The sequence below is a fragment of the Nocardioides pollutisoli genome (assembly GCF_040045055.1).
GTDB lineage: Bacteria > Actinomycetota > Actinomycetes > Propionibacteriales > Nocardioidaceae > Nocardioides > Nocardioides tweenelious.
In genome coordinates, this window is record NZ_JBDZDU010000001.1 from 308,642 (window position 1) to 327,496 (window position 18,855).

An 18,855-nucleotide genomic window follows, 5' to 3' on the forward strand; every position below is an offset into this window, starting at 1 on the left:
CCGACTAGAGCGACCTCTCGTAGCTCGCCCATGCGACGTGCGACTCGTGCAGCGTGACGGTCAGCCGGGTCACCGGCCCCAGGGTGGCAGCGCCGTCGGCCAGCCGGTCGGCGACGGTGCGGGCCAGCACCTCGGTCGAGGTGTTCACCCCGGCGAAGTCCGCCTCGTCGTCGAGGTTGCGGTAGGTCAGCGCGCCGAGCACGTCGTGCAGCAGCTCGGCGGCCGCGCCGATGTCGAGCAGGATCCCGTCGGGGCCGAGCTCGGGTCCGGCGAAGGCCGCGTCGACGACGTACGTCGCGCCGTGCAGACGCTGCGCCGGTCCGAACACCTCGCCCGTGAAGCTGTGGGCGATCATCATGTGGTCGCGCACCGTGACGGTGAACATCAGGCAGTCCCCCGGTAGTCGATCGTGTGGCAGAGCGCCCGCAGCTGTCCGTCGGCCAGCCGGTCCATCACCGCCGGCAGCTCCTCGAACGGGGACGACCCGGTGAGCAGCGCGTCGTAAGCCGGGTCCCCGAGCAGCCGAAGCGCGAGCGCGAGGCGGTCCGCGTGGGTGCGCGACGAGCGCCGGGCCGGCGAGACCCGGCCGACCTGGCTGGCCCGCAGCGACAACCGGCTGCTGTGGAACGAGCCGCCGAGGGCGACCTGGACCCGCTGGTCGCCGTACCAGCTGAGGTCGAGCACGGCGCCCTCCGGCGCGAGCAGGTCGAGCGAGAGCTGGAGCCCGGACGAGGTGGCGCTCGTGTGCACGACCGCGTCGCGACCGTGCGGCGCGAGACCGGGGACGGCGAAGCCGACGCCCAGGGCGTCGGCGACCTCCGCCCGGCCCGGCTCGATGTCCACCAGCGTCACCTCGACCCCCGGGATCGCGGCCAGCAGGCGCGCGACCGCGCAGCCGACCATGCCCGCTCCCACCACGGCGATCCGGTCGCCGACCAGCGGCGCCAGGTCCCACAGCGCGTTGACCGCGGTCTCGACGGTGCCGGCGAGCACGGCTCGTCGAGCCGGCACGTCGTCGGGCACCACCGTCACCGCGTCGGCCGGGACGACGTACGCCGTCTGGTGGGGGTGCAGGCAGAAGACTGTCCTGCCGAGCAACGACGACGGACCTTCCTCGACGACACCGACGCTCAGATAGCCGTACTTCACCGGCCCCGGGAAGCCGCCGACCTGGAAGGGCGCCCGCATCACGTCGTGCTGCCCGGCCGGCACTCGCCCGCGGTGAACCAACGTCTCGGTGCCACGGCTGACGCCGGAGTGCAGCGTCCGCACCAGCACCTCGTCCGGGCTGGGCTCGGCCAGCAGCTCGGGCCGCAGCTCGCCACGGCCGGGCTCGCGCAGCCAGTACGCCAGCGCGTCACGCGTGGCGGTGAACCGTGGCGGGGCCGATGCCGTAGGGCTGGTCACACCCCCACACACGGAGGCGCGGTGCCCCAGGTTCAGCATCCGGCGAACGTGATCACGCTCGTGCGGGCCGGGCTCGCCGTGACGGTCGCGATCATCGGCCCGACCGGCCTCGGCCTGGCGCTCGTGGTGGTCGCGCTCGCCCTGGACTGGGTGGACGGGCAGGTCGCGCGCCGTACCCACACGGAGTCGGCGTTCGGCGCCCGCTTCGACATGGAGACCGACGCGTTCCTCATCGCGGTGCTGAGCGTGTACGTCGCGATCGACGCAGGCTGGTGGGTCCTGCTGATCGGCGCCGCGCGCTACCTGCTCTGGCTGGCCGAGCGGGTCTGGCCCTGGCTGCGCCGGCCGGTGCCGCCGCGCCACTGGCGCAAGGTGGTCGCGGCCGTTCAGGGCATCGTGCTCGCAGCCGCGGCGTCGCAGCTGCTCCCCGAGCAGCTGACCGATGCTGCGCTCGTCGTCGCGCTCGCGCTCCTCGCGGAGTCCTTCGGTCGCGACGTCTGGTGGCTACGGCGCACCCGGAAGGTCGACTCGCCGTACCCCACCGGCGGCGGGCTGACGATGCTCGCCATCGGCGTGGTCTGGATGGCGATCGTGCTTCCGCAGAGTCCCGGCGACCTGGTCCAGCTGCCCGTCGAGGTGCTGCTGGTGGTTGCGGTCGCCCTGCTCCCGTGGCGGCGCGTCCGGCTCGTCGCGGCAGTCGTGCTCGGCGTCGCACTGGGAGTCGTCGTGGTGCTGCAGGTCTTCGACACCGGCTTCGAGAAGATCCTGGACCGTCCGTTCGACCCGACCGCCGACTGGGTCTACCTCGGCCCCGGCGTCGGCGTGCTCGGTGACTCGATCGGCGTCCCGGCCGCCCGCGCGACGGCGGTCGCGGCCGGCGTCCTTGTCGTCGCGGTGCTGGTGCTCCTGCCGCTCGCGACGGTCCGGGTCGCCCGCTCCGTCGCCGGGCACCGCCGGGCCGCACTCGTCACCAGCACCGTCGTCGTCCTCGCCGCACTGACCCAGGTCGGCTCGAGCAACGCCGCGGTCCTGGCGTACGACGAGGTCGTGCAGGTCCGGGCCGACCTCGCCGACCGACGGACCTTCGGTCACGAGATCGACACCGATGCGTACGCCGACACCTCCGGCGACCAGCTGCTTCCCGGGCTGCGCGGCAAGGACGTGCTGGTGGTGTTCGTCGAGTCCTACGGCCGGGTCGCCGTCCAGGACACGACCTACTCCCCCGGCGTCGACGCGGTCCTCGACGACGGCACCCGCAGGCTCGCGGCCGCTGGCTTCCACGCGCGCTCCGGCTTCCTCACCTCGCCGACCTTCGGCGCCGCGAGCTGGCTGGCGCACTCGACCCTGCAGTCCGGGCTCTGGGTCGACAGCCAGCAGCGCTACGAGCAGCTGCTCGGCGACGACCGCCTCACGCTGACCTCGGCGTTCGAGAAGGCCGGCTGGCGCACGGTGTCCGACGTCCCGGCCGACACCCGGGACTGGCCCGAGGGTGAGGACTTCTACGGGTTCGACCAGATGTACGACTCCCGCAACGTCGGCTACCAGGGACCTCAGTTCGGGTACGCCTCGATGCCCGACCAGTTCACGCTGCAGAGGTTCCAGGAGCTCGAGCTGGACCCGACCGACCGGTCGCCGGTGATGGGCGAGATCGACCTGGTCTCCAGCCACCACCCGTGGGCGCCCTCCCCACTGCTGGTGCCCTGGGGCCAGGTCGGCGACGGATCGGTCTTCGACGGCGCACCGACCCAGCCGAGCTCCTCCGACGTCCAGACCCTCTACGGCCAGTCGATCGAGTACACGATGGGCACCCTCGTCTCCTGGCTCGAGCAGCACCCCGACCCAAACCTCGTGCTCGTCGTCCTCGGTGACCACCAGCCGCACTCCTACGTGAGCGGGTCCAGCCCCGGCCACGACGTACCGATCTCCGTGATCGCCCAGGACCCCTCGGTCCTGCACCGGATCCGCAGCTGGGGATGGGACACCGGTCTGCACCCGGCACCGGACGCGCCGGTCTGGCCGATGGACAGCTTCCGGGACCGGTTCCTCGCGACCTTCGGGCCGATCTAGACCTACGGGGTGGCTTGTTCATCTCGATGTGGTCAACTGCGTCCGTGTCAGACAGTCAGCTGGTGGGGACGAACGGGAGCATCCTGTTCCATCTCGAAGGACTCACCTTCCTCCGCAGCAAGTCGGGCGCGGCCGCCCGCCACGTCGACCCCGTGCACGAGGTGCCGTGGGAGCAGGTCGAGCGGGCCACGGTGGTCGAGTCCTCGACCGGGCGCACCCGGGTGCAGGTCACCGTCAACGACGGCCGCCCCGCCAACGGCAAGGACCCCCACGAGGTCAAGGTCAAGCACAAGCTGACCGACTCGGCCCACGAGTTCGTCAAGCTGGTCAACGAAGAGGTCGAGGGCCGGCGCCAGTGGCGTCAGGCCGCCGAGCAGTAGGTCAGCCCGCGAGCTCCAGCACCGGCCGCCCGTCGGCGGTGCGGATCTCCACGGCCGCGATGTCGTCGCGGACGAGCGCGGTCGCGCCGGTGAGGTGCATGGTCTTGCCCGGCAGCGCCTTCCAGGTGGCGACCTGCTCGACGTCACCGTCGGTGGAGCGCACCACCATGGCGTACGTCGTGGCCGCCGACCCGGTGTAGCCGGGCGGGTGCTCGTCGGCATCGGTATAGCTGCACTCGAGGTCGAGGCGGGTGCCCCACCCGACCGAGGTCAGCGAGACGCTCGCCTGGACGACGTTCTGGTCGACCGACGTCATCGGCTCCGAGGCGGCCGTGCTCGCCGGAGAGGTCGGCGCCGCCGACGGTGTGTCGTCACCGGTCAGGGCCGTCGCCGCCACGACCGACGCCGTGCCGACCGCGAGCACGGCCGCGGCAGCGACCAGTCCGGTCAGCACCCGGCGCCGGCGCTGGCCGCGCCGTACCTCGCGGACCAAGGACGGCAGCAAGGTCTCGGGCAGCGGTTCAGGCGCGGGGACGGACTCGACGACATCGAGCGGCACCTGGGCCAGCAGGCCGGGCAGGCCCGCGAACTCCCGGACCGCCCGGGAGCAGCTCGGGCAGGAGGCCAGGTGCCGCTCGAAGACCAGGCGCTCCTCGGGCGCCAGCGCCCCGAGGACGTAGGCACCGCCGTCGAGCTCGTACGGGCACGTCATGCCACGACCCCCATCTCTTCCAGGGCGAGGCGCAGGGCGCGCAACGCGTAGTGGGTGCGGGACTTCACGGTCCCGACCGGGATGTCGAGGCGGCGGGCGGCCTCGGCGACCGGGAGCCCGCGGTAGTAGCACTCGAGGAGCACGGCGCGGTGCTCCGCGGAGAGTCGGGTCAGCGCCTCGGCGACCACCCACGACAGCAGCACCTGGTCGGTGCGGTCGGGCTCGCCGGTGCCGTCGGGCACCTCGGCGACCGTGACCTCGCTCTGGGAGCGCTTGGTGCGCCACTCGTCGATCACGATGTTGCGGGCGACCTTGAACAGCCAGGCCCGCACGGAGCCCTGCGACTCGTCGAGCACCGGGAGGCTGCGCCACGCGCGCAGCAGCGTCTCCTGCACGACGTCCTCCGCCCGGGCCCGGTCGTAGCCGGTCAGGCGCAGGCAGTAGCCCCAGAGCGCGGCTGCGTGCTCGTCGTGCAGCTGCTGCATCACGGTGACCGGCGTCGGCTCCGACATCACACCTCCCACCCGTGCCACGGACGAACGACGGATTCGGTTCAGTGTCACCCCGTCGGCCTGGTCAGGCGGGCAGTGCCTCCAGTGCGTCGGTGAGCAGCGTGACCAGGGCCTCCAGCTGGACGTCGACCGACGACGGGACCGTCTCGCCGGCACCGTCGAGCGCACGGGCGGCGAGGCCGGCCTTGCTGTCGATGAGCTCGGCGATCCGGCTGTCGATGGTCTGCGCCGCGATGACGCGCCACGCGGTGACCGGCTCGGACTGCCCGATCCGGTGCACGCGGTCGATGGCCTGCGTCTGCTCGGCGTCGGTCCAGGAGAGCTCGGCGAGCACCAGGTTGGACGCGACCTGCAGGTTGAGGCCGACGCCGGCGGCGGTCAGCGAGCAGACGACGACCTCGACCTCGGGGTCGTTGACGAAGTCGTCGATGTTCTTCTGGCGCGTCTTCGGCGTCTGGTCACCGCGGATCGAGGTGTAGCGGATCCCGCGCCTGGCGAAGGTCTCCTCGGCGACGTCCATGACGTCGATGTGCTTGGCGAAGAAGACGACCTTGCCGACGTTGCGCGCGAGCTGGGCGGCGTAGTCGGCGGCCAGCCCGGCCTTCGCCTGACCGATCCGGCGCATCATGCTGAAGACGTTCTCGCCGCTGGAGCTGTCGGTGTCCTCGCGCTCCCACGTCGCGACCTGGCGGACCAGGTCGTGGTCGATGCCGTCGACGACGCGGCCCGACGTACGGGTCGCGAGCGCCATCTCGTAGCGCTCGACCAGCCGGCGGGCGAGCTCGCGCTCGCTGTCGCGGATCGAGCGGCCGGCCTCGTCGTCGAGCTCGACCGGCAGGTCGGCGATCCGGCGGGCCGGGATGTCGGCGGCGACGTCGACCTTGCGACGCCGGACGATGCCCATGTCGACGACGGCGCGACGAGCCGCGGGGTAGAAGCCCGGATCGGCCGGCGTCAGGCCGGTCTCCTCGAGGGCGACCATCAGCTCACGCAGCGGCTTCTTGTCGTCGATCCAGCCGAGGAACTGCCAGATCGCGCGGAAGTCCTCGATGTCGTTGATCAGCGGGGTGCCGGTCAGCGCCATCATCAGCGGCCGGTAGGTGCGCTGGCGGATCTTCTCGGCGATCTCGAGGACGTGCTGGGAGCGCTGCGACGACTTGTTCTTGATGAAGTGGGCCTCGTCGACCACCATGCCGCGGAAGCCGTGCTCGCCGATCCAACCGACGTGTCGGTCGAGGACCTCGTAGTTGACGACCACGATGTCGGCGAAGCCGTCGATCGTCTCGCCGTCGCCGTGGATCACGGTGGCGGTACGACGCGGGGTCCACAGCCCGACCTCGCGCGCCCAGTTGGTCTTGACCACGTTGGGCACGACCACGAGCAGCGGGTAGGCGTTGGCGGCCTGGGCCGCGAGCAGCGCCTGGGCGGTCTTGCCGAGACCCGGCTCGTCGGCGAGCAGGTAGGTGCGGTGGCCGGCCTCGGCGGAGGCGACCAGCTGAGCCTGGTGGCGCATCAGCTCGAGGCCGCCGGGAGCCTTCAGCGAGGTGGGCTCGGGCAGCTCCATGCAGGACGTCGCGCCGGCGGCGGCCGTCTCGAACGAGCGGAAGAGCGGGCCGAGCAGCTCCCAGCTGACCAGCCGGTGGGTGCGGGCCTTGGGCGCCTGCGCGGCGGAGAAGTCGGGGACGAGGAAGGGGTTGGACAGCTGGCGGGCGATGACCGACTGCGGGACGGCACGACGTTCGGTCGCCGCGTGGGTCGCGGCAGCCTCGTCCTCCTCCGGCTCATCGAGCTCCTCGGCCTCGAGACCACCGGCGAGGATCATCTCCCGCTTCAGCGCCTTGGCGGCGTCGGAGACGACGGCGTCCTCGGCGAGCAGCGCGAAGAGGGACGTGTCGCGGGCCGCGGTCTTGGCGAGGATGGTCGCGATGCCGTCGAGCCGCTTGAGCTGCTCGGCGCGCTGCGCCTCGGTCGTCTCGGTGTCGGCCTTGATCCGGGCGCGCTCGTCGCGCACGAGCAGCGCGACGACCTGGAACTTGGTGCGGACACCGGGCATCGCGGAGCGGCGCTCGACGGCGTTCTCGACCTCGCGCACAGCGCGAGCGAGCACCGGGATGATGCCCTCGTTGTCGAGCGGGCGTCCCCGGCGCTGAGCGCGCTGGGGGGTACGGCGAGCGCCCGACTGGCGCTGGCCTCCTCGAGCCACAGGCTCCTCCTCAGGAGTTACTGCCGCGGGAACCGGCGGGCGGCGTGACCGCCGCACACGGTCCCCGGACCGGGCGAACGCGCGTCGTACGACGTGACCGGGTGGGCCACTGACGACGCGATGCGGTCCACTGAGCTGCACCAGGACCGCGGGGACGCAGGCCCGACGGGCGCTGCGTTGCAGCCATGGTAGCGCGGACCGGCCTCAGGCGCGCAGGCGGCGCGACCGCACGACCTCGCGAGACTCCGACCCGGCCGAGCCGAGCGGGGGCCGGCCTGCCGGGTAGATCGTCAGGTGGCCCAGACCGACGGCTGCGGCGGCGATGACCAGCCCGGCGACGTCGTCGACGAAGAAGTGCCACCCGAGGTAGATCGTGGCGACGATCGTGAGCGCCAGGTAGACCGACATCACGAGGGTCGCGCGGCGGAAGCGGTAGTAGGCGAGCATCAGCACGATCACCGTGGTGACCCCGACGTGGAGGCTCGCGAACGCCGAGATCTGCGCGAAGGAGTCGTGCGCGGCCGGGTCCGCGAGAAGGTCGGCGCGCTGCCCCAGGTAGAGCGCCTGGGTGCGCGTCACGATCGTGTGCGGGAGCCCCGCGAAGTCCTGGGGTGCGTTGTCGAAGGGACCGAGCGACGGCACCAGGTAGTAGCAGCCCACCCCGAGGATCCAGACCCAGATCGCGGAGGCGAGGAAGACCATCCCGTCGCGCAGACGGTCGGCGAACACGACCGCCGCCACGAACGCGATCGTCACCAGCGTCGGGAATGACTCGTAGACCAGCACCAGGGCGTACGCGGCCCAGTGCACACCGAGCGCGGAGTGGAGCAGCACCGCCGGCGAGTGCCCGAGGAAGAGGGCCCGGTCGAGCCTGGTCAGGGCGTCGTCCTGCGGCGCGTTCAGGACGTCCCAGCTCTTCAGGTTGTGGTAGCAGAAGTAGACGAGGTGGTACGCCAGCAGACCGCTCGCAGCGAGGCCCAGCCGGCGCAGGGGCCACCGGCGGCGAAGCATCGCGCCCACCACCCGGGGGCGCCGGGACCCGCGCGGGGTCCGGCGTACGGCGTCGAGGACCGCGAGCGCGGCGAACACCCCCACCGTGATCGCGACCCGGCTGCGCAGGATCTCGCCGTGCGGGTCCCGCAGCGGGATGCCGACCTCGTGGGAGCGCCACAGGGTGATCGCGGCGAACACCACGACCACCAGCCAGGTGCGGAGCAGCCACCGGTGGTCGGGCTCGACGTCGGCCGAGCCGTCGTCCCCGACCGGCGGGCCGGCGATGTAGGGGACGGAGAGGCGCACCCCGCGACGATCGGGCAGCGAACCTGCCAACGACCTGACCGTGGGACTGGCGGCGTTCAGGTCCTTGGCAGGTTCGCGCGAAGACCCTGTCCAGGTGAGCGCGACCGTGACCCACCCCCCGACCCCGGGTCTCGCCGCGCGGGGACGGTGGCTGCTCGGCGGAGCGGTGGCGGTGGGACTGCTCGTCGTGGCGTTGCCGTCGATGACCGGGGTGCCGTGGGCGAGCACCTGGACGGTCGTGAGCTCCGTGCCGGTGCTGGAGCTGCTCGCACTGGTCGCACTCTGGGCCCTGGGTCTGCTCAGCCACACCGTGACCCTGACGGCGGCGCTGCCGACGCTGTCGCACCGCCGCGCGCTGACGTTGAGCCTGACCGGCAGCGCCGTCGCCAACGTCCTCCCGCTGGGCGGCGCGGCGGGCATCGCCCTCAACCACCGGATGACCCGGCAGTGGGGCTTCACCAACCCGCAGTTCGCGGCGTACACGATCGTCACGAACGCGTGGGACGTCCTGGTCAAGCTGGCCCTCCCGCTCGCCGTGGTCCCGGCGTTCGCCCTGCTCTCCGACGCTGCGGTCCGACCGGTCCTCGGCCCGTCGCTGCTGGCGTCGGGGGTGCTCGCCGTGGTCGCGGGGCTGGTCGCCGCCGCGCTGTCCCGCCCCTCGGTGGCGGCGCGCGTCGGCGGTCTCGCCGACCGCTTCCTCGGGGCCGCGCTCCGGCTGACCCGGTCGCAGCGGGAGCTGAACATCCGTGACGCCCTCGTCGAGGTGCAGGCCAGCTGCGGCCACGTCGTCCGCACCCGCTGGGTGCGTCTGACCTTCGGCATGGCGCTCTACACCGCGCTCCTCTTCGCCCTGATGTGGGCGTGCCTGGCCGTCACGGGCTCCGGGCTCGCGCCGGCTGCCGTGCTGGGCGGCTTCGCCGTCGAGCGGCTGCTGACGCTCGCCGGCATCACCCCTGGCGGCGCCGGCATCGTCGAGATCGGCCTCACCGGCGCCCTCATCGCCCTCGGCGGCGCCCCGGCCGGTGTCGTCGCAGGCGTCCTGCTCTACCGGGCCCTAACCTTCGGCCTCGAGATCCCGGTCGGCGGGATCGGGCTGGCCGCCTGGCTGTGGCTCCGCCGGCGGGAGGTGGCCTGATGCGCATCGTCCACGTCAGCGACTGCTACCGACCCAGGATGGGTGGCATCGAGCTGCACCTCGGTGACCTCGTCGAGCACCAGCGCGCCGCCGGCGACGACGCCCGGATCGTCACCTCCACCCCGGCCGGGGAACTGGTCGACGACCCCTGGGTGCACCGGCTCGACTCACTCTGGGACCTGAGGCGGGTCCTCGACGACCTGGCGCCCGACATCGTCCACGTGCACGTCTCGGTCCTGTCGCCGCTCGCCACCCTGGCGGCCCGCCGCGCCGCGTCGACGGGTGTCCCGACCCTGGTCACCGTGCACTCGATGTGGTCGCGGCTCGGCCCCCTTCCCGCCACCGCGAACCTCCTGCTGCGGCTGCGCGGGTGGCCGATCACGTGGTCCGCCGTCAGCTCCGCCGCGGCCGCCCCGCTGCGCACGATGCTCGGCCCTGACGTCCCCGTCCGGGTGCTGCCCAACGCGATCGACGCCGACCGCTGGCAGGGCAGGTGCGCTCCGGACGGCGCCGTCCCCACCGTGGTCAGCGTGATGCGGATGACGCACACGAAGCGGACCCTGCCGCTCGCGCGGATCCTGCTCGACGTACGCCGCCAGCTGCCCGCCGACCGGCCGCTGCGCGCACTGGTCGTCGGTGACGGCCCGCAGCGGGCGGCGCTCGAGCGGTTCGTACGCCGCCACGACATGACCGACTGGGTGGAGCTGCCGGGTCGCCTGGACCGGTCGGAGATCCGGCGCGAGCTGGCCCGGAGCTCGGTCTACCTCGCGCCGGCCGAGCTCGAGTCCTTCGGCATCGCCGCCCTGGAGGCCCGGACCGCGGGCCTGCCGGTGGTCGCGAGCTCGCACAGCGGCGTCACGGAGTTCGTCACCCACCTGCGCGAGGGCCTGCTCGGCGAGACGGACGCAGCGCTCGCCGCCCACGTCACCCGGCTCCTCGCCGACGACGCGCTGCGCACGACGATCGCTCGGCACAACGCAACCACCCGCACCCGGCACGACTGGGCCGCGGTCCTGCGCCGCACCCAGGACCTCTACCTCGAGGCGGCGTCCGCGCGGGTCCCGCGGCTCACCCTGGTGGGGTCCACGTGACCTACACGATCGTCTCCTTCCACGCCCACCCCGACGACGAGTCGCTGCTGACCGCAGGCACGCTCGCGCGCGCGGCGGCGGACGGACACCGGGTGGTGCTGGTGGTGGCCACCGCCGGGGAGGCCGGCCTGGCCGCAGATCCCACCGGGCTCGGTCGACGGCGCACCCACGAGCTCGCGGCCTCGGCCCGCGCGATCGGCGCGGCCCGGGTCGAGGTGCTCGGCTACCCGGACGGCCGGTTCGCCGAGACCGACACCGAGGAGGCCGCGGAGCTGCTCGCCGCGATCCTGCGCGAGGAACGGGCCGACGTGCTCACGACGTACGACCGAGCGGGCGGCTACGGACACCCCGACCACGTGCAGGTCCACCGGGTCGGGCACCGGGCCGCCGAGCTCGCCGGCACCCGGGTCCTCCTCGAGGCGACCATCGACCGCACCCTCATCGCCCGGCTCCTCGCGGTGCTGCGGCGCGTCCCGGCGTCGATGCCGGAGCTCCCGGGGTCGCACGAGGTCTACACGGCGCGGGCGGACCTCACCCACCGCGTCGACGTACGCCGGCACCTGCCCGCGAAGCTCGGCTCGATGCGCGCGCACGCCAGCCAGACCGGCGGCGGCAGCGGACCCCGCACCCTCGCGCTCCTCCTGCGGCTGCCGCGCCCGCTGGCGCGGACCCTGCTCGGCCAGGAGTGGTACCGGGAGGTCGGCCGGGTCCCCGGCCGGCAACTCGAGGACGACATCTTCGCGACGCTCCGCAGCGCGCGCTGACGCAGGCCGCGCTCAGCCGGCGTCGACCAGCACGCAGCGCGCCAGGAGCACGCTGCAGCGGGTGATCCGCTGCGTCTGCCCGTCGTCGGTGACGACGGGCGAGACCAGGTGCTCGTCGTCCTCCCACGCCCAGGCCAGGGTCCGGAACCCCCATCCCTCCGGGGCGGTCAGCGTGGTGTCCTCGGTGGCGTCGACGGTCTGCGCCTCGAGCGAGCGGATCGAGGTGACCTCGCCGCCGAGCGTGCCCCCAGGTGCGATCACCAGCCACTGCCCGCCCGGGCTGACCTCGAGGTCGTCGTGCACGGGCAGGTCCCGCACCCGGGTCAGCTCACCGGCGTCGGAGAGCTGGGCGAGGTAGGGCGACTCCGACCCGACGACCAGCCCGGCCGCGGTGGCACGCTCGACCTGCTGCCCCGGAGCGGTCTCGGTCAGGTCGACCGTCTCCCCCGTGGTGAGCGGCAGCCAGAGCACCCCGGACTCGAGGCCCTGGGCGACGACGCGGCCGTCGTCGGTCACGGCCCGGACGAAGACCGTGGTCCCCTTCTCCGGGTCGCCGGCGTCGACCGTGACGCCACCGAAGCCCTCCCCGTCGGACGCGGTGTCGAAGCCGGTCAGGGTGGCGCCGTTGTCGTCCGTGACGATCATCGCGACGTAGTCGCCGTTGGGTGAGATCGCCGGGGGCACGTCCAGGCGGGCCTCGATCCGGTGCGGCTCCGTGCCGCGGCCCCACCACCAGGTGTCGTCGGCGCGCCAGGCGAGCCACGCGTCACCTCCGGCGTCGACCGACCACCACTTCCCCGGGACCTGCTGGCCGTCGACGTACAGCCGGTCAGCGAGCACGTACGGCGTCGCGGGGGCCGTCCGCGGCAGGGTGCCCGTCGGCGCCGGCACCGGCTGCGGCATCGGCTGCGGGGACGAGCCTGCGTGGAACGCCTCCGCGAAGACGGCCGCCAGGATCACGACGAGCACGACGGCAGCCGCCGCGAGCAGCGACGGCCAGCGTCGCGGCGTGGGGATCGGCTCCTGCGCCAGGTCCGGCAGGGCCGGGATCCGCAGACCGGACGCGATGGTGTGGAGCTCGCGTCCCAGGGTCTCCTCGACGTCGATGTCCATCTCAGCTCTCCTTCCCGATCGCGGCCCGCAGCGCCTTGAGGGCGTGGTGGGCGGTGGACTTGACGGTGCCGCGCGAGCACCCGAGGGCGTCCGCGATCTCCTGCTCGCCGAGGTCCTCGTAGTAGCGCAGGACGACCACCGCCCGCTGTCGCGGTGGCAGTGACTGCACGTGCGGCCAGAGCACCATCCGGTCCTCGGGACCGCCCGCCGCGACGGCGCGCGGCTCCGGCAGCTCGTCGGTGAGCAGCTCGAGCCGCCGTGCCTTCGGGCGTCGCGAGGACAGGTAGGTGTTGGTGAGCATCCGGCGCAAGTACGCCGCGGGCACGTCGGCCCGACCGATCCGGTCCCAGGAGCGGTAGGCCTTGAGCAGCGTCTGCTGCGCGAGGTCCTCGGCGTCCGCGTGGTTGCCCACGAGGAGGTAGGCGTAGCGGTAGAGCGACGGCCACCCGACCTCGGCGTACTCCTCGAACGTCGGCGCGGGCGCGCTGCTCGTCATGCGGTCGATCATCCGGCACCACCCTTCCTCTCCTCTGACTCCCGAGGTCACCGAAGTGGTTGTGTCGAGGCCCTCACCAACGAAACATTTTTCTGCCATCCTGCGAGCGGATGCACATGCGTCCCGACCGAGGAGGCAAGCACATGCTCAAGCGGCACTCACTGGTGGTGGCAACGGCGGCCCTGGCCGCTCTCTTTCTCGGTGGGTGCGGGTCGGACAGCGGCGGCAGCGACGCCGCGGATGCGCCACCGGCAGGCAGCGGTGTCTGCGGCGAGGGCACGCCCGACGGCCTCCTGAAGGAGGTCTGCGACAAGGGCACCATCACGGTCTCGACGGACCCGGCGTACCCGCCGCAGTCCTCGCTCGACCCGAAGACCGGGACGTACGTCGGCTTCGACATCGACGTCGCCACCGAGATCGCCAAGCGGCTCGGTGTCGAGGTCGCCTGGGAGTCGCCGTCCTGGGACGTCATCACGGCCGGCAGCTGGAACGACCGTTGGCAGATGAGCGTCGGCTCGATGACGCCGACCAACGCCCGGCAGAAGGTCCTCGACTTCAGCCAGCCCTACTACTTCACGCCCGCGGTCGTCGTGGTCAACGCCGACAACTCCAGCGTCTCCGACCTGTCGACCGACCTGGACGGCAAGAAGATCGGCGTCTGCTCGGGCTGCACCTACGAGCAGTACCTCGACAAGAGCCTGGCGATCAACGGCTTCGACTTCGACTTCGTGATCGACGACGCCGACATCCACGGCTACGACACCGACACGACCGCGCTGCAGGACCTCGCCCTCGGCGACGGCACCCGCCTCGACGCCGTCATCACGTCGAGCACGACCGCGCAGGGCTACATCGACGCCGGCAACCCGGTGAAGATCGTCGGCGACCCGGTGTTCTACGAGCCGCTCTCGGTGGCCATCGACAAGTCCTCCGAGGCCGACCCGACCAGCCTGGCTGCCGCGGTCGACAAGATCGTCGGCGAGATGCACGACGACGGGACGCTGTCCGAGCTCTCGAAGAAGTGGTACGACGGGGCTGACCTGACGGTCCAGAAGTGACCCGAGGACCTCGGGTCGACGGGGCGGAGTCGCCGCTGGAGCGGCTCGCCCTCGCCAGCGCCCGCATCCCGTTCCGGTTGAAGGTGGCCGCGGTCTGGGTCGTGATCTTCGTGCTGCTCGGGCTCTTCGTCCTGGCCGCCGGCTTCGACAAGGGCTGGATCCGCGACAACATCCGCTACATCGAGGGCGGGCTCCGCTACACGCTCGTCATGGCCGTCGGCGGCATCGTCATCGCGATCGTGCTCGCGACCCTCGGCGCCCTGGCCCGGCTGTCGCGCAACCCGATCGCCTACGGCATCTCCGGCTTCTACGTCTCGTTCTTCCGGGGCACGCCGCTGATCGTCCAGATGTTCCTGCTCTACCTGGCCCTGCCGCCGGTGGGCCGCAACCTCACCGACAAGTACAGCTGGCTCCCGGAGGGCTTCGAGTCCGCGCTCGTGCTGGACGCGGCGGTGGCCGGCACGATCGCGCTCGGCCTCAACTACGGCGCCTACATGACCGAGATCTTCCGGGCCGGCATCCAGGCGGTCGCGATCGGCCAGTCCGAGGCGGCCGACGCGCTCGGCATGACCCACGGCCAGAAGATGCGGAAGGTGATCCTGCCGCAGGCGTTCCGGATCATCATCCCGCCGACCGGCAACGAGTTCATCGCGATGATGAAGGACACCGCGCTGGTGTCGTTCCTCGGCGTGACGGTCGCCAGCGCCGAGATGTTCCGGCGCGCGCAGCTGCTCGGCAAGGCCGACTTCAAGAACCTCGAGGCCTACCTCGCGGTGGCCCTCCTCTACTGGGGCCTGACCGCCATCTTCTCGTTCTTCCAGCGTCGCCTGGAGAACCGCCTCGAGCGTGGCTACGTGCGGACGTCGACGCGCATCACCGTCATCCAGCACGACGGAGGGCTGTGATGAGCGAGCCCATCGTCCGCATCGAGGGACTCCACAAGAGCTTCGGCCACCTCGAGGTCGTCAAGGGCGTGGACCTCGTGGTCGAGCGGGGTGAGGTGGTGGTGATCTTCGGCCGGTCCGGGTCGGGCAAGTCGACGCTGCTGCGCTGCGTGAACATGATCGAGGACCCGACCGAGGGGACCATCGAGGTGTCCGGCGTACGCCTCTCGGGTGGGCACCGCACCCGTCGCAAGCGGCGCCAGATCCGCGAGCTGCGGCTGCGCACCGGGATGGTGTTCCAGCAGTTCAACCTCTTCCCGAACATGACCGCGCTCGACAACGTCATGTCCGGCCCGATGTGCGCCGGCCAGGGCAAGGAGGCCGTGGTCAAGAAGCGTGCCCTCGACCTCCTCGACCGGGTCGGGCTCGCCGACAAGGCCGGCGAGCACCCGATCCGGCTCTCGGGCGGTCAGCAGCAGCGGGTCGCGATCGCCCGCGCCCTGGCGATGGAGCCCGACGTGATGCTCTTCGACGAGCCGACCTCGTCGCTCGACCCGGAGCTCACCGGCGAGGTGCTGTCGGTGATGACCTCGCTGGCCACCGACCTGCACATGACGATGATGGTGGTGACCCACGAGATGGGCTTCGCCCGCGAGGTGGCCGACCGGATGTGCTTCTTCCACGAGGGTCGGATACTCGAGGAGGGTCCGCCGGCGCAGATGGTGTCGGCACCCACCCGCCCGGAGACGAAGACCTTCCTCGACGCGGTGCTCTGAAAGGACGACTGATGATCAGGACGACGCCGTTCCACCCACGGCTCAGCGAGCTCAACTCGCAGCACCTCTTCACGCACTGGCAGGGCCAGCTCTCACCGCTGCGCTACACCCACGCGCCGAAGCACGAGTACTTCGCGGTCCGCAACAGCGTGGGCGTCTTCGACACCTCCCCGCTCTACAAGTACGCCGTGACCGGCCCGGACGCCGAGCGGCTGTTCGCGGGCTCGCTGGTGCGCGACATCCGGACCTGCCGGCCGGGTCAGGCCCACTACACCGCGTGGTGCGACGACCGCGGCTACGTCATGCACGACGGCGTGGTCTTCCGTCACTCGGCCGACGAGTTCCTGCTGACCGCCGGGCGGCCCGCGCTGTCGTGGTTCCAGGAGCTCGGCGCCGGGCTGCGGGTCGAGCTCGAGGACGTCACCGACAGCTACGGCATGCTCGCCGTCCAGGGTCCCCGCTCGCGGGCCGTGCTCGCTGCGCTGGCCCCCGAGGCCGAGAGCCTCGCCTACTTCGACCACGTGCCGGCCAAGGTCGCGGGCGCACCGATCACGCTCTCGCGCACCGGCTACACCGGTGACCTCGGCTTCGAGCTGACCGTCGCCGCCGACGACGCCCTCGCCGTGCTCGACGCCGTGCTCGAGGCCGGTGGGCCGCACAGCATCCGGCCCTTCGGCGAGGAGGCGCTGATGACGCTGCGCATCGAGGCCGGCCTGCCGCTCGTCGACGTGGAGTGGCACGACGCCCGGCTGACGCTGAGCGACGCCGACTGCGTGACCCCGAAGGAGCTCGGCCTCGGCTGGATGCTCCGCGGCGTGCGCGACGGGTCGCGCCGCTTCGTCGGCTCCGAGGCGATCCGCAAGGAGCTGGTCGACGGTACGTCGCGGTGGGCGACCACCGGCATCGTCGTCGACGCGGCCGACTGGGACCGGCTCTACCGCGAGGCCGACCTCTTCCCACCCAAGTCCGAGCACCCGCTGCCCTACGAGTCGATGATCCTGGACGCCGATCGCAACGAGGTCGGCTACTGCACGAGCTTCGTCTACTCCCCCGTGCTCCAGAGCCACATCGGCATCGCCCGGGTCCGTCCCGACCTGGCCGCCGCCGGCACCGAGCTGCGCCTCGAGCTCGCGGTCAACCACCACAACACGACGGTCCGGGTCACGACGACCTCGATGCCGTTCTTCGAGCCCGACAGGAAGAAGTCATGAGCAGCACCCATGAGTACGACGCGATCGTCGTCGGCGGCGGCCACAACGGCCTGACCCACGCGGCCTACCTCGGCAAGGCCGGACTGCGCACGCTGGTGCTCGAGAAGAACGCGATGGTCGGCGGCGCCGCGATCACCGAGGAGCTGATGCCGGGCTTCTCGTTCACGACGTTCTCCTACGCGCTCAGCCTGCTGCGGCCCGAGATCATCCACGAGCTCGACCTGGTCAAGCACGGCTTCCTGCCGCTGATGATGCCGTCGTCGTTCCACCCGACCGGCGACGGCGACTACCTGCTCTTCGGCGACGACCACGCCCAGAACCTGCAGGAGGTCCGCCGCCACTCGCCGCGCGACGCGGACGCCTACGAGCGCTACCACCGCGACCTCGACCGGGTCTGCCAGGCGATCCGGCCGCTCTTCGACAACGCGCCGCCGAACATCTTCGGCAGCGACCCCGAGGACGCGGTCGACGTGAAGTGGCTGATGGACCACCTCGGCGGCATCGACCGCAAGACGATGCACGACGTCGTACGCCTCCTGACGGGCAGCGCGTCCGACTGGCTCGACGACTACTTCGAGCACGAGGCGATCAAGGGCTACCACGCGTCCTCGTCGATCATCGGCTCCAAGGTCGGCCCGATGTCGCCGGGCTCCGGCCTGGTCCTGCTCTTCCACAAGATGGGCGAGCACGACGGCCACCTCGGCTCGTGGGCCTTCCACAAGGGCGGCAACGGCGGCTTCACCCAGGTGCTCGGTCGAGCCGCGCAGGCGTACGGCGCGGAGATCCGTCTCGGTGCGCAGGTCTCCTCGGTGCTGACCGACAACGGCCGCGCGGTCGGCGTCGTGCTCGAGGACGGCACGGAGTTCCGTGCCCCGGTCGTCGTCTCGGCGCTCGACCCCCGGCGTACGTTCCTCGAGCTCGTCGAGCCGCGCGAGCTCCCGCTCGACCTGGTCGACAACATCCGCCGGATGAGGTTCCGCGGCGTCTCGGCGAAGGTCAACTTCGCCCTCGACGGCCTCCCGGTCTTCCCCGCCCTGCCGGACACCGTCGACCACTACGGCGGCTTCCTCAACATCGGCCCGACCATGGAGTACGTCGAGCGGGCCTTCGACGCCGCGAAGTACGGCTGGTACAGCGACAAGCCCTTCATCGACGCCGCGATCCAGTCGGTCGTCGACCCCGACATGGCCCCTCCGGGCAAGCACGTCATGTCCTGCTTCGTGCAGTACGCGCCGTACGAGCTGCGCGGCAGCGACTGGGAGACCGAGCGCGACCACTTCGGCGACAAGGCGCAGGCCGTGCTGGAGTCCCACTTCCCGGGCTTCGGCGACCTGGTGCTCCACCGCGAGGTCGTGACGCCGGTCGACATCGAAGCGCGCACCGGCCTGACCGAGGGCAACATCTTCGCCGGCGAGTTCCTGGCTCCGCAGATGTACTTCTTCCGCCCCGCGCCGGGCTGGAGCCAGTACGCCACCCCGATCGACGGCTACTACCAGTGCGGCTCGGGCACCCACCCGGGCGGCTGCGTCATCGGCTCCCCCGGCAAGCTGGCCAGCCAGCGGGTGCTGCGCGACCTCGGCCGTTGACGTCGGGCGGGCTAGGGAAAAGCCCGGTCGAACCGCACCCTCACGGTCTGCGTGAGTCCCGAGCAGGCGGCGGATCGACCGGGCAACCTGTCTCCCAGTGTCCGGAAGCACCTGCCCGCAAACCCCACCCGATTGGGTGAGATTCACGGGTTCGTCGATCT

At 71.8% G+C, this 18,855-nt stretch carries 18 protein-coding genes; 10 read left to right on the forward strand and 8 right to left on the reverse strand.

The features are described from left to right. Positions 1–4: 4 nt before the first annotated feature. Together ABLE68_RS01470 and ABLE68_RS01475 are read right to left on the reverse strand one after the other, a co-directional pair. On the reverse strand, positions 5–385 hold the full coding sequence (locus ABLE68_RS01470) for a 6-pyruvoyl trahydropterin synthase family protein (protein ID WP_348869314.1): 381 nt from the start codon (positions 383–385) through the stop codon (positions 5–7). Beyond that, positions 385–1,407, reverse strand: a complete 1,023-nt coding sequence (locus ABLE68_RS01475) for a zinc-dependent alcohol dehydrogenase (protein ID WP_348869315.1) — start codon at positions 1,405–1,407, stop codon at positions 385–387. The genes ABLE68_RS01470 and ABLE68_RS01475 overlap by 1 nt, the downstream gene beginning before the upstream one ends. Before the next feature lie 48 nt (positions 1,408–1,455). Here ABLE68_RS01475 and ABLE68_RS01480 point away from each other — a divergent pair, with 48 nt between their 5' ends. Next, a complete protein-coding gene (locus ABLE68_RS01480) occupies positions 1,456–3,474 on the forward strand; it encodes a CDP-alcohol phosphatidyltransferase family protein (RefSeq protein ID WP_348869317.1) in 2,019 nt (672 codons plus the stop codon). A 62-nt stretch (positions 3,475–3,536) separates the two neighbouring features. Beyond that, positions 3,537–3,854, forward strand: a complete 318-nt coding sequence (locus tag ABLE68_RS01485) for a hypothetical protein (protein ID WP_348869318.1) — start codon at positions 3,537–3,539, stop codon at positions 3,852–3,854. Position 3,855: 1 nt separating this feature from the next. On the opposite strand, the gene ABLE68_RS01490 is transcribed toward ABLE68_RS01485, so the two are convergent. The 4 genes from ABLE68_RS01490 to ABLE68_RS01505 all read right to left on the reverse strand — a co-directional run bounded on the left by ABLE68_RS01490 (position 3,856) and on the right by ABLE68_RS01505 (position 8,580). Further along, positions 3,856–4,566: an anti-sigma factor family protein gene (locus ABLE68_RS01490; RefSeq protein WP_348869319.1), complete on the reverse strand. Its 711-nt coding sequence runs from the start codon at positions 4,564–4,566 to the stop codon at positions 3,856–3,858. After that, positions 4,563–5,078 carry a sigma-70 family RNA polymerase sigma factor gene (locus ABLE68_RS01495; protein WP_348869320.1) on the reverse strand — a complete coding sequence of 172 codons (516 nt, stop codon included), beginning with the start codon at positions 5,076–5,078 and terminating at the stop codon, positions 4,563–4,565. The genes ABLE68_RS01490 and ABLE68_RS01495 overlap by 4 nt, the downstream gene beginning before the upstream one ends. 64 nt (positions 5,079–5,142) lie before the next feature. Next, positions 5,143–7,281 carry a DEAD/DEAH box helicase gene (locus tag ABLE68_RS01500; RefSeq protein ID WP_348869321.1) on the reverse strand — a complete coding sequence of 713 codons (2,139 nt, stop codon included), beginning with the start codon at positions 7,279–7,281 and terminating at the stop codon, positions 5,143–5,145. A 204-nt stretch (positions 7,282–7,485) separates the two neighbouring features. Further along, positions 7,486–8,580 carry a phosphatase PAP2 family protein gene (locus ABLE68_RS01505; RefSeq protein WP_348869323.1) on the reverse strand — a complete coding sequence of 365 codons (1,095 nt, stop codon included), beginning with the start codon at positions 8,578–8,580 and terminating at the stop codon, positions 7,486–7,488. Between the two features lie 94 nt (positions 8,581–8,674). On the opposite strand from ABLE68_RS01505, the gene ABLE68_RS01510 reads away from it, so the two are divergent. Genes ABLE68_RS01510 through ABLE68_RS01520 form a run of 3 tightly spaced genes read left to right on the forward strand, consistent with a single transcriptional unit; the run spans position 8,675 to position 11,570 of the window. Beyond that, entirely contained in the window at positions 8,675–9,715 is a 1,041-nt protein-coding gene (locus ABLE68_RS01510; protein WP_348869324.1) for a lysylphosphatidylglycerol synthase domain-containing protein, read from the forward strand. Continuing rightward, on the forward strand, positions 9,715–10,806 hold the full coding sequence (locus ABLE68_RS01515; RefSeq protein WP_348869326.1) for a glycosyltransferase family 4 protein: 1,092 nt from the start codon (positions 9,715–9,717) through the stop codon (positions 10,804–10,806). The genes ABLE68_RS01510 and ABLE68_RS01515 overlap by 1 nt, the downstream gene beginning before the upstream one ends. Next, positions 10,803–11,570: a PIG-L deacetylase family protein gene (locus ABLE68_RS01520; RefSeq protein WP_348869327.1), complete on the forward strand. Its 768-nt coding sequence runs from the start codon at positions 10,803–10,805 to the stop codon at positions 11,568–11,570. Before ABLE68_RS01515 ends, ABLE68_RS01520 begins: the two co-directional genes overlap by 4 nt. A 12-nt stretch (positions 11,571–11,582) precedes the next feature. Here ABLE68_RS01520 and ABLE68_RS01525 read toward each other — a convergent pair whose 3' ends face one another. Then, positions 11,583–12,683, reverse strand: coding sequence for a hypothetical protein (locus tag ABLE68_RS01525; RefSeq protein ID WP_348869328.1), 1,101 nt, complete (start codon positions 12,681–12,683; stop codon positions 11,583–11,585). A 1-nt stretch (position 12,684) separates the two neighbouring features. Further along, complete coding sequence (locus ABLE68_RS01530) at positions 12,685–13,179, reverse strand: SigE family RNA polymerase sigma factor (protein WP_348869329.1); 495 nt, start codon at positions 13,177–13,179, stop codon at positions 12,685–12,687. A 143-nt stretch (positions 13,180–13,322) separates the two neighbouring features. On the opposite strand from ABLE68_RS01530, the gene ABLE68_RS01535 reads away from it, so the two are divergent. From ABLE68_RS01535 to ABLE68_RS01555, 5 genes are read left to right on the forward strand one after another with little or no spacing between them, the layout of a single operon-like run. After that, positions 13,323–14,237: a transporter substrate-binding domain-containing protein gene (locus ABLE68_RS01535; protein WP_348869330.1), complete on the forward strand. Its 915-nt coding sequence runs from the start codon at positions 13,323–13,325 to the stop codon at positions 14,235–14,237. Continuing rightward, positions 14,234–15,142 (forward strand): amino acid ABC transporter permease, encoded by a 909-nt coding sequence (locus ABLE68_RS01540; RefSeq protein ID WP_348869331.1) that lies wholly within the window; start codon positions 14,234–14,236, stop codon positions 15,140–15,142. The genes ABLE68_RS01535 and ABLE68_RS01540 overlap by 4 nt, the downstream gene beginning before the upstream one ends. An 11-nt stretch (positions 15,143–15,153) precedes the next feature. Next, complete coding sequence (locus ABLE68_RS01545) at positions 15,154–15,897, forward strand: amino acid ABC transporter ATP-binding protein (RefSeq protein WP_425475641.1); 744 nt, start codon at positions 15,154–15,156, stop codon at positions 15,895–15,897. A gap of 11 nt (positions 15,898–15,908) precedes the next feature. Continuing rightward, positions 15,909–17,108 (forward strand): aminomethyl transferase family protein, encoded by a 1,200-nt coding sequence (locus ABLE68_RS01550; RefSeq protein ID WP_348869333.1) that lies wholly within the window; start codon positions 15,909–15,911, stop codon positions 17,106–17,108. Beyond that, on the forward strand, positions 17,105–18,694 hold the full coding sequence (locus ABLE68_RS01555; protein ID WP_348869334.1) for a phytoene desaturase family protein: 1,590 nt from the start codon (positions 17,105–17,107) through the stop codon (positions 18,692–18,694). Before ABLE68_RS01550 ends, ABLE68_RS01555 begins: the two co-directional genes overlap by 4 nt. The last annotated feature ends 161 nt before the right edge of the window (positions 18,695–18,855 follow it).

Coding starts and splice junctions, on each gene's coding strand:
- ABLE68_RS01525 (WP_348869328.1), bottom strand. CDS start 12,683: ATGGACATCGACGTCGAGGAGACCCTGGGACGCGAGCTCCACACCATC.
- ABLE68_RS01515 (WP_348869326.1), top strand. CDS start 9,715: ATGCGCATCGTCCACGTCAGCGACTGCTACCGACCCAGGATGGGTGGC.
- ABLE68_RS01490 (WP_348869319.1), bottom strand. CDS start 4,566: ATGACGTGCCCGTACGAGCTCGACGGCGGTGCCTACGTCCTCGGGGCG.
- ABLE68_RS01530 (WP_348869329.1), bottom strand. CDS start 13,179: ATGACGAGCAGCGCGCCCGCGCCGACGTTCGAGGAGTACGCCGAGGTC.
- ABLE68_RS01555 (WP_348869334.1), top strand. CDS start 17,105: ATGAGCAGCACCCATGAGTACGACGCGATCGTCGTCGGCGGCGGCCAC.
- ABLE68_RS01470 (WP_348869314.1), bottom strand. CDS start 385: ATGTTCACCGTCACGGTGCGCGACCACATGATGATCGCCCACAGCTTC.
- ABLE68_RS01535 (WP_348869330.1), top strand. CDS start 13,323: ATGCTCAAGCGGCACTCACTGGTGGTGGCAACGGCGGCCCTGGCCGCT.
- ABLE68_RS01495 (WP_348869320.1), bottom strand. CDS start 5,078: ATGTCGGAGCCGACGCCGGTCACCGTGATGCAGCAGCTGCACGACGAG.
- ABLE68_RS01550 (WP_348869333.1), top strand. CDS start 15,909: ATGATCAGGACGACGCCGTTCCACCCACGGCTCAGCGAGCTCAACTCG.